Source organism: Neobacillus sp. PVCKKU3, assembly GCF_058323225.1.
This window is the reverse complement of record NZ_JBLVQN010000052.1, coordinates 1-12,394: the sequence shown is the minus strand read 5'-3', so window position 1 is coordinate 12,394 and position 12,394 is coordinate 1. Positions and strand designations below refer to the sequence as shown.

At 43.1% G+C, this 12,394-nt stretch carries 8 protein-coding genes; 3 read left to right on the top strand and 5 right to left on the bottom strand.

The window, feature by feature from the left end:
- Positions 1-113 precede the first annotated feature (113 nt).
- Complete coding sequence (locus tag ACNQGS_RS25365) at positions 114-1,433, top strand: MFS transporter (RefSeq protein WP_491489752.1); 1,320 nt, start codon at positions 114-116, stop codon at positions 1,431-1,433.
- 161 nt (positions 1,434-1,594) lie between these two features.
- Positions 1,595-2,392 (top strand): fumarylacetoacetate hydrolase family protein, encoded by a 798-nt coding sequence (locus ACNQGS_RS25360; protein WP_491489750.1) that lies wholly within the window; start codon positions 1,595-1,597, stop codon positions 2,390-2,392.
- 129 nt (positions 2,393-2,521) lie between these two features.
- On the opposite strand, the gene ACNQGS_RS25355 is transcribed toward ACNQGS_RS25360, so the two are convergent.
- Positions 2,522-3,907, bottom strand: coding sequence for an MFS transporter (locus ACNQGS_RS25355; protein WP_491489749.1), 1,386 nt, complete (start codon positions 3,905-3,907; stop codon positions 2,522-2,524).
- A 156-nt stretch (positions 3,908-4,063) separates the two neighbouring features.
- On the opposite strand from ACNQGS_RS25355, the gene ACNQGS_RS25350 reads away from it, so the two are divergent.
- Complete coding sequence (locus tag ACNQGS_RS25350) at positions 4,064-6,304, top strand: outer membrane protein assembly factor BamB family protein (protein ID WP_491489748.1); 2,241 nt, start codon at positions 4,064-4,066, stop codon at positions 6,302-6,304.
- A gap of 58 nt (positions 6,305-6,362) precedes the next feature.
- Here ACNQGS_RS25350 and ACNQGS_RS25345 read toward each other — a convergent pair whose 3' ends face one another.
- From ACNQGS_RS25345 to ACNQGS_RS25330, 4 genes are all read right to left on the bottom strand, one after another.
- Positions 6,363-7,511 (bottom strand): PQQ-dependent sugar dehydrogenase, encoded by a 1,149-nt coding sequence (locus ACNQGS_RS25345; RefSeq protein ID WP_423800614.1) that lies wholly within the window; start codon positions 7,509-7,511, stop codon positions 6,363-6,365.
- 209 nt (positions 7,512-7,720) lie between these two features.
- Positions 7,721-9,919, bottom strand: coding sequence for a DEAD/DEAH box helicase (locus tag ACNQGS_RS25340; RefSeq protein WP_491489747.1), 2,199 nt, complete (start codon positions 9,917-9,919; stop codon positions 7,721-7,723).
- 68 nt (positions 9,920-9,987) lie between these two features.
- Positions 9,988-10,401, bottom strand: coding sequence for a hypothetical protein (locus ACNQGS_RS25335; protein WP_491489746.1), 414 nt, complete (start codon positions 10,399-10,401; stop codon positions 9,988-9,990).
- Between the two features lie 106 nt (positions 10,402-10,507).
- On the bottom strand, positions 10,508-12,394 hold a 1,887-nt coding region (locus ACNQGS_RS25330), incomplete at its 5' end, for a peptidoglycan D,D-transpeptidase FtsI family protein (protein WP_491489745.1).

Here is a 12,394-nt window from a genome sequence, read left to right as displayed (position 1 = left end):
TTTGGCATGAAAGTTGCATTGTAAATAAGTAAGCTTGTAAACATCACGGGGCGAAACGGACTCTGGATTTACATTTTTTGTATTCGCTTACAACATAAAAGGGGGATTTAAGAGTGAAAGAACAAAATGATCGTGCAGCATCACGACGTATTACAAGTAACATCTTCAAGGGATCGCTTGGAAATCTAATCGAATGGTACGACTGGTACGTCTATTCTGCTTTTGCCATTTATTTTTCTTCTGTATTTTTTCCACAAGGAAATCCAACCATTCAATTGCTTAATACAGCTGGGATTTTCGCTATCGGATTTCTCATGCGGCCAATTGGAAGTCTATTAATGGGAATATATGCTGACCGGCGCGGCCGCCGGGCTGCGTTGACACTTTCCGTCACCATCATGGCCGGGGGTTCTTTAATCATTGCCTGTACTCCTGGTTATAGCAGCATTGGTATTCTATCACCTATCATTCTCGTTATTGCTAGGCTGATTCAAGGGATTTCACTCGGCGGCGAGTACGGAACTTCCGCCACTTATTTATCCGAGATGGCTAGCAGCGGCCGCCGCGGCTTCTACTCTAGTTTTCAATACGTTACACTTGTCGGCGGGCAGCTGGCGGCACTCGGTGTAATGATTATCCTTCAGCAAGTACTTAGTGATAGCGCTATGTATTCATGGGGCTGGCGTATTCCGTTCGTCATTGGCGCATTAGGGGCATTGGCTGTATTATGGTTACGCCGCACAATGGACGAATCTGAACAATTTTCCAAAATGGGCTCAGAAACCCGTAAGAAGGCTGGAACCATTAAGGTTTTAATGAAATATCCTAAGGCAGTTCTTACAGTGGTTGGCTTAACGCTCGGCGGAACGATTGCCTTCTATACTTTTACAACATATTTACAGAAGTTTATGATTAATACGGTAGGAATCGATAAACAATCTGTCAGCTGGATTAACTTTCTGGCATTACTCGTATTTGTTATACTACAGCCACTCGCGGGTGCACTTTCAGACCGAATTGGCCGCCGCCCGCTATTAATCGGTTTCGGAGTATTTGGTACCATCCTGACAGTACCGCTCTTTATGCTTATGCAGCAGACAAAAAATCCAGTCATGGCGTTTTTACTAATGATGGTAGGCCTCGTGATTGTGACGGGCTATACATCGATCAACTCGATTGTAAAAGCGGAATTATTCCCAACCGAAATTCGAGCACTTGGCGTAGGATTTCCGTATTCCCTCACCGTTGCTATATTCGGCGGGTCAGCTGAGTTCGTTGCCTTATGGTTGAAGAATGCCGGAAAGGAATCTCTCTTCTTCTATTACGTTGCCGTTTGTATAGCAATAAGTCTATTTACCTACTGGCGTATGGGTGAATCTTCTAAAACATCCCATATTGAGTCTGAACTTAATTCCAATAATAAATCAGCATAAACAAAATGCCCTACAAGATCATCTATAACTTGTAGGGCATATTTGCTCGTAGAGGATAGCAAATTTATTGGTAATAAAATTAGGTTAATAACAAAAAGAACAATATGATATAATCAGCAACAGGTAAGATACATCAAGTAAGTGAAGGAGTTCATATGGTAATGCAGGTGCTTCAAAAAACACAAACGATAGTTCGCTATCAGAAACCTAACGGTAAAGCTTCTTATGGAATGGTTGAAGATAATGAGATATTACAATTGTCCAGTGATTTTGCTGAAATTGTAAATAATGATCTGAAATTTGATGGTGTAAGGGTTAAATATAGCGATGTGAAGATTTTGGAGCCAGTTATCCCCTCTAAAGTCGTTAATTTTGGCTGGACATATGCTGGACACGCAAAAGAGACTGGCGGAACGGCCAATCTTAAAGAGCCGTTTTTGTTTTTAAAACCGACCTCTTCCTTGATCCCAGACCAGGGTGAAATCATCCTTCCATCACCTGATTTAACGCAGCAGGTAGAATTAGAGGGAGAAGTGGCAATCGTTATTGGGAAGCGGGCCAAAAATGTAAAAGAAGAAGAGGCAATGGATTACGTTTTTGGCTACACTTTATTTAATGATGTAACAGCAAGGGACCTTACAAAAACCGATCCCCAATTCACAAGAGGGAAAGGTTTTGATACATTCGGTCCGTTGGGTCCGTGTATTGTAACTGGATTAGATCCTACTAATTTACGAATCGTAACAAAATTAAATGGAACAGTGGTACAAGATGGTAATACGAATCAGATGTCCCTTTCCATCCCTTTCCTTATCAGTTGGATTTCACAAGTTATGACACTGGAGCCAGGTGATGTTTTGGCTACCGGCTCACCTTCAGGAAGCTGCCCAATGAAGTCCGGAGATGTGGTAGTTGTTGAAGTAGAGCAGATTGGCAAGCTTTGTAACTTTGTGAAATAGATACTATTATTTCGCAAACTAATGTCCTTTTTTTTACAACTTCAGGCAGATCTAAATAAGGTGTTAGAAGCAAGTATTTATCCATTACTTGCTTCTAACACCTTTACTTTTAAATAAAACTTATAGAAACTACTGACTGGCCGAAACACCAGAACCGTCCCCATGCATCTTTTTTGTAATGAACAGGATTCCTGGCAGTAATATGACGGATACAATGAGTAAAATGATGGTCAACCAATTTTGGCTGGTGTCGTTTACTCCGGCTGCGAAGATGACGCCGAATACGCTGGAGGCAAGGATATTACCGATGAATCTTGATGTCATAAACAGACCTGAGGCCGTTCCCGTTTCCGCTACAGAAACAAATGAATAGAGCCGTGTTTGTAAACCTATATTTAGAATACCGTTACTTAATCCAATCGTCGCTAATACGATAAATATCCAGTACAGCGGCGAGTTATGATTGATTGTCAGCAATAGGACACCTCCCACTACGCCAATAATCCCTCCTGTTAGTAACGGCTTTCTATATCCCGACTTATCGATCCAACGTGTCGCAAGCGGTGTGGTAACAATGGAAAATATGGATATCGAGAGCATGATGATACCCGTAAGTTGAGAGCTAAGCTTTAAAACAGATTGCAAATAAATCGGCATGGACAGCAGCAGGGCAAAAAAGATCACCGTTGCCAAAATATACTGAACATACACTAATGAAATATTGGGGTTATTCTTTAGGAAAATAACATCGATAAAGGGCCCCGCTTTCTTTTTTTCGAAAAAGTAAAACAAAAATGTCAGCACTAAAGAACCAATTAATGCCCATACATTCAAGCCATTTGCGAGTGTTTGGAAAAAATACATCCAGCATGTGATAAATAAACTGAACAAAATAATCCCAATTCCATCCCACTTGAATGTATTATTTGTACTCCTCACATCATTCGGAATAAAAAGAACAACCAAAATAGCCGAAATAATGATAATCGGAAAGTTCACATAAAAAATCACATGCCAGCCGCCCTGCTGAATTAACAGTCCGCTGATGGTCGGTCCAAATGCCGCCGACGTTGTCGCAAATACCGATAGTGTACCGATTACTCTGTTTTGATTTTTTTGAATATAGGAGCGAACAATACCGATTCCAGCAGGGTATAGAGCGGATGTACCGATCGCTTGTATTGTTCTCATGCCTAAGAGAAATGGCATATTCGGCGATAATGGAGCAGTAAATGAAGAAATACCTACCAACAATAGGCCAAATAAAAAGATTCTTTTCCTCCCATAAGTGTCACTAAGTTTACCAATGAGGGGCAGGAAAATAGCACTTACAATAAAATAGGAAGCAATTAACCACGTAATATCTTTTGATGTAAGCAAAAACTCATTTTTTATCTCAGGTAATGCAACCGTTATCATCGTTGTATTTAAAGGGTTTAATATGACCCCTAACGCGATGGCAACGATCAAGAAATTACGATTTTTAACTAAAGAAACATTTTTTGCTGCAGGCATGTACCATCCGATCTCCTCTTACCAATTTAATTATAAGTATATCATGAAACATGGGGACGGTTCTTTTGCTTCTGAAGCAAAAGAACCGTCCCCATGCATCCTTTTATTCATTTACGGGAAAATTACTGTAAAAGATTTGAAAGGAGTGATAATTAATTGAAGAAGATTGGTTGGATTTTTATTACGTTATTTATGTTAGTTTTTGCTGGGTGTACGACTGCCCACAAGCCTGAGAAACAGCATCAGACGCAGTCTGAAGCAAAGAAAGAAAACAAGGGTGAGGACAGCAAACCGGGGGCTGGGGATAATCAGACAAAGGATCAACTGGCTGGCACCGACTATCGTGCTTATCAGCATATGACCTACAAGGGAAAGGTGGCTCCAAAGTTTGGGGCAGATGAACTTGCCGCCCCTCCATCAGGGAATTGGATCACAAATGGCGGAGATATCCGTAATAGCAGATACTCCCCTCTTGAAAAAATCACTGCTGCTAATGTGAAAAATTTAAAATTAGAATGGGTCACAAGCTTAGGTTCCGGGACTGAGTTCAAATATTCGGGTGAGGGGACTCCGCTTGTCTATGATGGCGTTATGTTCACCATTACCGGAGCAAATCAGGTCCAGGCACTTGATGCCAAAACTGGAAAGATGATTTGGGAATATCGTCCGCAGATACCAAGCGGCATGAATACTGTCTGCTGCGGGTGGTTAAGCCGCGGTGTCGCTTTAGGGGATGGAAAAGTCTTTATCGGATTACTGGATGCCAGACTTGTTGCTTTAGATCAAAAAACAGGCAAGGTGGTTTGGGAAACGAGGGTCGATGATTGGGAAAAAGGCTATACGATTACAAGCGCCCCGCTCTATTATGATGGCAAGGTCTATACGGGGATTGCTGGCGGTGAATATGGGATAAGAGGGTACGTAGCCGCTTATGACTCAGAAATAGGCAGACAAATTTGGCGGAGTTATACGCTTCCTGCCCCTGGTGAAAAAGGAAGCGAAACATGGCCAAAGGGCAGCAAAGACTGGCTGACCGGCGGAGCGCCGGTATGGAACACTCCAGCAGTTGACCCTGAATTGGGGATGATTTATTTTGCAGCCGGGAATACCTCCCCAGACCTGAACGGGAGCAATCGGGAAGGAGATAACTTATTTGCTAACTCCGTTCTTGCACTGGATGCCAATACGGGAGAATATAAATGGCACTTCCAGGAAGTGCATCATGACATTTGGGACATGGACCCGGCCAACCCTGTCGTTTTATTTGATGTAAACATGAACGGACAAATGCGTAAAGGTATTGTCCAAGCTGGTAAAACAGGCTGGCTTTATATTTTGGACAGGACTAACGGAAAACCGTTGATTGGCATTGAGGAAAAGCCGGTTCCGCAAAATGCCAACCAAAAAACATCACCGACTCAGCCGTTCCCAATTGGTGATGCATTTGTACCGCAAGTAGTAACGGAGGAAGATGTAAAACGCGATTTGCCAAAAGACTTTAAGGGTGAGATAGGCGGTATCTTTACTCCTTTCTGGGATAAGCCTGTCACACTAAAACCAACGCCGCAGGGAGGAGCCAACTGGCCGCCATCTGCGTATAACCCGAACACAGAGTATTTTTACGTAATGGCTAATGACAATTATTTTGCCTATGCCCATTATGCAGAAGAGGAAAAGGACCGGTTTACCGAGGGGAAAGAATATATCGGCAGCGTCTGGCAGCCAGTGAAAAATTCTCCTAGCCGAGGTACTGTGACCGCTCTTGATGTTAAGACGAATAAAATTGTTTGGCAAAAGAAATGGGATGCCATCGCCTACAGCGGTTTGTTAACAACAAAAGGAAATCTTTTATTTACCGGCCATAATGATGGACGGATTATTGCCTACGATGCTTCTAAAGGCGATCAATTATGGGAGTTTAAAATGGATGCCGGTGCAAATGCCCCGCCGATTACCTATGAAGTGGACGGAAAGCAGTATATCTCCATCTATGCTGCCGGAAATACACTGGCCGGAACCAAGCATGGCGATAAAATCTACACCTTCTCATTGGAGGGCAAATACGGATCCGTTAAGGATATCCCTAAAAATAAAATCAATACCTCTCCAGTTAAGCAGAATGTAAAGGAAAAGCAGCAGGCTAACAAAACGAAAAAAGAAACCTCAGGCACCGCCTCTGGTGAAGCAGTCTATAAAAACAACTGCATGGCCTGTCATGGTGATGCAGGCGCAGGCGGACATAATGGTCCAAATTTACAACAGACCAAAATGGACAAGGCTGCTATTATTAGACAGGTAGAGAATGGTAAAGGCCAAATGCCGCCATTTAAAGATAACTTAACGACGAAAGAAATTGATGCAGTCGCTGATTATGTAAAGAGCCTGGGCGGCGGATGATAGCTGTCCGAGAAACAAAAAAGGTAATCGTCCTGTTTTAATGGACGATTACCTTTTTTTAGTTGGCAGACGCTTTTTCTGTTAAGGAAATATGAATTAACCGGTCATCTTTATCAGTCGGATTTCCGCGTTTGTCACGGTTACTGGTAATTGTATACAATTCATTGTGATCGACCAGCACATCCCTTAATCTTCCTGCCTCACTGTAAAACTCTTCAAATTTCTTGCTGGCAAGGTCATACGTAAAGATTTTCTTTCCGGCTAAGGAAGCAACAAAGAGCTTTCCATCATTAAAAGCCATACCTGATGGCGCCCACGTTTGATCACCGGATTGAAGAATCGGCTTCATCATGCCTTGTACCTCTTTATCTCCTTGTGCAACAGGCCAGCCATAGTTTTTCCCGGCTTGAATCAGATTAATTTCATCATGCCCTGATTCCCCATGCTCTGAACTATACAGGTTTCCATCCTGATCCCAAGCCAATCCCTGTGGGTTACGATGGCCATAGGAGTAAATATAAGAATTTTTATATGGGTTATCTGCTGGAACATCCCCATTCACGGTCATTCTTAAAATTTTTCCGGCTAAGCTGTCAAGATTTTGGGCGTTCGCCGATTTGCCGATATCACCGGTAGTCGCGTACAGCATGCCATCCGGGCCGATTTTAATTCGGCCGCCGTTATTAACCTCGCCGCCAGGAATTTTATCCAAGAGAACCTTGTCTTCCTGCCACGTCTTATCTTCAAGCTTGAGTGAAATAATCCGGTTCAGGGTCTCGCCATCTTTCTGATAGCTGTGAAAAGCAAATGCTTTCTTTGTTGTTGCAAAATCAGGTGCTAACGTAAACCCAAGGAAACCGGCTTCCCCTTTATTGAAAATCTTCTCAGAGGTCTTTACATTCTGAACGTCTACCAAGCCGAGGTCACCATTTATTTGAATGACCGACCCTTCCCGCTGGCTTAGGAAAAACAAACCGCCATTCTTATTAATCGTCCATGGGATATACAAATGATTCGCATTCACACTGCCATCATCGGATACTGCAACCTCGACCGCCTTATTCATTACTTCGCTTGCATCCTGCTGTAAGGAACCCTGTTTTTGGCCAGGATCTTTTGCATCATCTTTATCTTCCCAAAACACCGCATACCCAAGCCCCGCTGCCAAAGCAACACTCAACACACTAAAACCTATTAACTTCTTCAAAATACCACCTCAAAAATATAATTTACACCAACAGTTTAGACATATTTCAGACTATTTAAACAATGAAGCATAGATTGAAGCATGGGTGAAGCATGGGGACGGTTCTCGTGCATCAATTGCGTTGGGACGTAGGGACGTTTCCTGTGCATAAATCGCACTAAAAAAGGACGGTTCTTCTGCTTTTGAGGCAGAAGAACCGTCCCTGTGCATCATATTTGTTTTAACAAGTATTCGCAAATTTTACTGGAGCTTAGTCTAGCCGCCACATAAGGAGGGCGAATTTCTCTGGCGCCTTCAAGCGGGAGTCCGAGCCACAAAACCTTTTCGTCTACCATGACATACGGAAACGGTAGGTTCTCTTCCTGGTCTGAAATAAGGGTTAATTTAACCCGCTCTCCCCTGTTTGTTAACTGCTCCTTCCATTCTCCCGTTAACTCGGTTCCCTTCGGCAGGGAGATGGTAATCGATAACTTTGCCGCTTTCAGGTCCCGAAAGACAGCTTCTAGCTTTAGTGCATGAATCCATCTTAATTTGGGGTGTTGGCTGCGAATCCATGAACCAATTTCCTTCGTCGTGACCGCTTGAGTGCGCCTGACCTGATAGTCAACGAGCTGTCTTAGCGTTTTTCCTGAGTAAACATGTTTTTGGATAAAATCTCGATTACTGACATGAAGAAATTTCCCCTTCGTTCTCGTAATCGCGACATTAATCAGGCGTTCACTGTCCTTGCCGGTTAGGAGCATTCCAGCCCGGTCCTGCGGGGCACTGTCGACTGTATCAAAGATCATCACATCCCGTTCACTACCCTGGAATCGATGGACAGTGGCCGCAATAATATCCGCTAGGCCGAGCTCATTCGTGTATATCTCTTCAAGCAGTAATTCCATCAGATTCGCCTGCGCCCGGTATGGTGTCACATACCCAATCGATTTAGCCCCGTCCAGGTATGCTTCATGAATCAATTGAAAAGACAATAGCAGCTGCCAAAGGTTAAATCTTGAATTAGTCGCTTTATCACTCATACAATGTAAGCCCGTAAAACTTGTATCCACTAGCACGGCAGCCTGTCCTTTAAAGGGGGCAAGGCTTGTGATTCTGTTCCTGCTTTTATAAACACTCTCATGATCTCCAACCAGTGAATGATAGATATACTTGTTGGTAAAAGCAGAAATATCGGGGTGCATCCTCCGCTGTTCCTTTAATAAAAAAAGCTGCGGGTGAAGCTCCCCATCGTTAAGGGATTCCACAACCCCAGCATGATGGAACACATCCTCTTTCAGCCATTTGGCCACAAGCGGATCGCGGCTTGAAGCAATCGGAGGCAACTGTTTGAAGTCCCCGCAAATAATCACCCGATGACCCAGTGCAGCCGCAAAAGCTGCCTGGGGCACATAGGCCATACTGGCTTCATCAAGGACGACGACATCATACTCTTGCTCATAAACGGTGCTGTCACTGGCTGCCTTTGCCAGCGTCGTTCCAATAATGAACGCCTCTTTTACTAATTGGACTTCTTTCTTCCGGACTTTTTCCAGAAGTCTAGCAATTTGTGTTTCAAGCTCAAGCAGATGATCCGAATCTCGTTTGCTAAAAGAATGGGCCATATCCTGCTTTAAGTTTCGTCTTTCTTCTATTAGTTTCTCTCGATCCCGGGCTAGAAGCGGGTCCTGTTTTTCAATGAGCAGACCTGTGGTAATTTCGTGATGAGCCGACAGCGTATCACCGCCACCACCATAGCGAAGCACATCCCCTTCCCGGAATCGGTTTTTCCTTTTAATAAAATCTGTCAGTTCGCCCATTAAGACATCGACAGCTTGATTGCTATGCGACAGAATCAGCACCTTTTTCTGCTGAAAATATTTGTTGGCTGCCGTTCTCGCCAAGGTGTAGGTTTTTCCGGTTCCCGGCGGCCCCCAGACGAACGTGACCGGATTGTATTTTGACCGCAGGACTACTTCGTGGACATTGCTCTTAATCTTGTCTGCCGGATGCTTGGTTTCCATCGAAGGATTCATCAATCTTTTCACTCTCAGCCGCTTTTGCTTGTTTTTTTTGATTTCATCCAAGCGTTCGATTAATTGTTCGAGCAGTTCCCATGGATCATGGAGCAAAAAAGCATCGGAAATGAGGTCGCCAAAGCTTTGCTCCAATGCAAGGATGACTCCCCTGCCCTCGGATGAAAGCACCTTTCCGCTGCTTTTCATCGCGCCCCACTCCAACCTAATCCCTGAACCAACGGGTATCCTTAATGGGATGGCTGTATCGAAGTAATAGCTGTAGGCGTCATCGTTTGATAACAGCCTGCCATTTGTCACAATATAACGGCTTCCCCCGTACTTTTTTAGGTGATTAATTTCATTTTGAAGGGCTTGCTGCCACTCTTTGATATAGGTTTTGGTTGTTGTCATTTGGATCTCCTTTTGAAACACAGGGACGGTTCTTCTGCTTCAAGAGGCAGAAGAACCGTCCCCATGCATCATTCTCCTTCCTCCTCGTCCGGCTCGTCTTCCTCCTGTAATTTTTGTATTTCATCGGAAAGCTGCTCAAACGCTTGGAGTCGAAATTTCGCACTGGCAATTAGGTCATCGATGATTTGAATAAACGTCTCATAATCAATCCTATTTTCGCTACATTCTTGAATCATCCTTATTAAATCTGCCTCATACAATTGATATCTCTCTTTAAACGTTTCTTTCTTCATCGTTAGGAAATACTCTTCATCCACAACGAACTCATTAAATATTTTTTTGGTCAGCCGAGTCTTTGTCACTTTTATTTCTTCTTGGTCCTGCTCACTTTCATAATGCTGCGCATCCTCATATTCTGAGCAAAGCGTAGCATAAATTTTCTCAAGCAGCTCCGTCGGCTCTAAATATCTTAAATTCGGCATCTCGAAAACCTCCCTTATCTAGTTATTTCCAAATATCTACTGTCAAACACGGGAGTGATGCATGGGGACGGTTCTCGTGCATCAAAAAAAGGGCGGCTCATCCGCTTTATGAAGCAGAAGAACCGTCCCCATGTCTCATTAAATCGAAATACGCTTTCAGTATTCCTTGCCCGATTTTTTTATTTACGGGATGGGAATCTGTTTGTGTATTGGGAACGACAATGGAAAAGGCAATCTCTGGGTCATTAAATGGAGCATAACCGACCAATGTTAAGTTATAGGTTGGTTTGTCGGTAATGAGTTTTTTCTTAATTGGGTCATAATAGAATGCTTCTGCTGTCCCTGTTTTCCCTGCAATATTATAGGAACGAAACGGCTCTTCTGCAAAGGAAGATGTAGCAGTCCCTCCAGCTTCTTGGTAAACCTTCCTTAATCCTTCTTGCACTCTTTTTATATGACTAGGTTCCATATCTATGCGATTCAGAACAACTGGCTCTATTGATGAATAAACAGGCCCCAACTCTTTTTCCGTTGTGGATTCGTGAATTTCTTTTACTATGCTTGGCTTAATCCTATTTCCATTATTAGCAATTGTCGCAATATATTGGGCCAATTGAATGGAAGTATAGGTGTCAAACTGTCCAATCGCAAAATCCAGAGCTTTACCGGGTATGGAAGTATCTCCAGGAAGGCCCACAGCCTCGTTCGGTAAATCAATCCCCGTCCTAACCCCTAACCCAAATTGGTTAAAATAATACCTAAAGGTTTTGAAAACCACTGTTCCTCCAGGCAGTTTCATATTGGGGTAATATTCTGTCCCCATCATTTTTATGGCTGTTTTAAACATATACACGTTCGATGATCTTTTTAGCGCTGTTAAATCGTCAATCACGTCCATGTTGGTATACGATTTTTTGACAGGTGTACTTTGAATGTTAAGCGGTTCATCCAAGATAGGGGTACCTGGCCGTATCACGCCTGTCTTGAAACCAGTTAACACAGTAGCCCCTTTTACCGCAGAACCCATGGCATAGGATGAGGTAATGGTCCCTAAAGCATAATCATTCACAGTCCACTTCCCATCTTTTTGCTCGAGTTTTTTCCCGGCCAAGGATAGAACTTCACCTGTTTTTGGGTTCAGCATGACAACAAAGGCACGATCCAAGAATGGCCCTCCACCATTGATCTTTGCGGACATCAGTTCATTCGCCAGAATTTCTTCCACTCGCTTTTGCAATTCTATGTCAATCGTCAACACCAAGTCTTTGCCTGGCTTTCCTTCGCTCATTACCTTGCTCGAAACAATATTTCCGGTATTATCTGTCTCGTATTGGATTTTTTCTTTCTGTCCTTTTAAAACATCCTCATATAATAACTCAATCTGACTTTTTCCCACACGGTCATTACGGCTATATCCTCTAGGAAGATAGTAATCTAGTGAATTCCCGGGAAGCCCTTCTTTTGACGTGGTAACATTTCCTAAAACAGAACGAAAGATGTCCCCATTAGGATACTCTCTCTTCCAATCCGTGACGACATCAACGCCCGGAAGACGATCCAAATTTTCGCTTACGATGGCGAGTTCCTCCAATGGAACATCTTCATTTTTGACAATTTGTGGTGTCAAAGCATAGCCGCCTGCCATCTCACGATAAATAGCTGCGACTTCCAGCTCCTCTTGGCTGATTTCAGCCAAATCTGTTTTCAGGTCAATTCTTTTTAGCTGCAGCTGGTATAATTCTTTATTGGATAAATCTTTATTATTTTTTTCTTTTGCTGTCAGCTTTTGTTCAGCTTTTTCCGGCCGTGTTAAGATCCAGTAATCCTTTAAATCCCGCTCTGTTAATTTATCAGTATCTTTTTTTATGAGTTTTGCCAGTTCTTGTGCAACCTTCAATACCTCCTGATTTGAGATATTGACATCCCTGGTATAGGAAATGGTATTAACCGACAAATTGCTGACGATTGGCCTTCCAAATCGGTCATAAATCTC

Bases quoted from the DNA above. Each gene is read 5' to 3' on its own strand.
- ACNQGS_RS25355 (WP_491489749.1), bottom strand. From the start codon at position 3,907: ATGCCTGCAGCAAAAAATGTTTCTTTAGTTAAAAATCGTAATTTCTTG.
- ACNQGS_RS25360 (WP_491489750.1), top strand. From the start codon at position 1,595: ATGCAGGTGCTTCAAAAAACACAAACGATAGTTCGCTATCAGAAACCT.
- ACNQGS_RS25335 (WP_491489746.1), bottom strand. From the start codon at position 10,401: ATGCCGAATTTAAGATATTTAGAGCCGACGGAGCTGCTTGAGAAAATT.
- ACNQGS_RS25340 (WP_491489747.1), bottom strand. From the start codon at position 9,919: ATGACAACAACCAAAACCTATATCAAAGAGTGGCAGCAAGCCCTTCAA.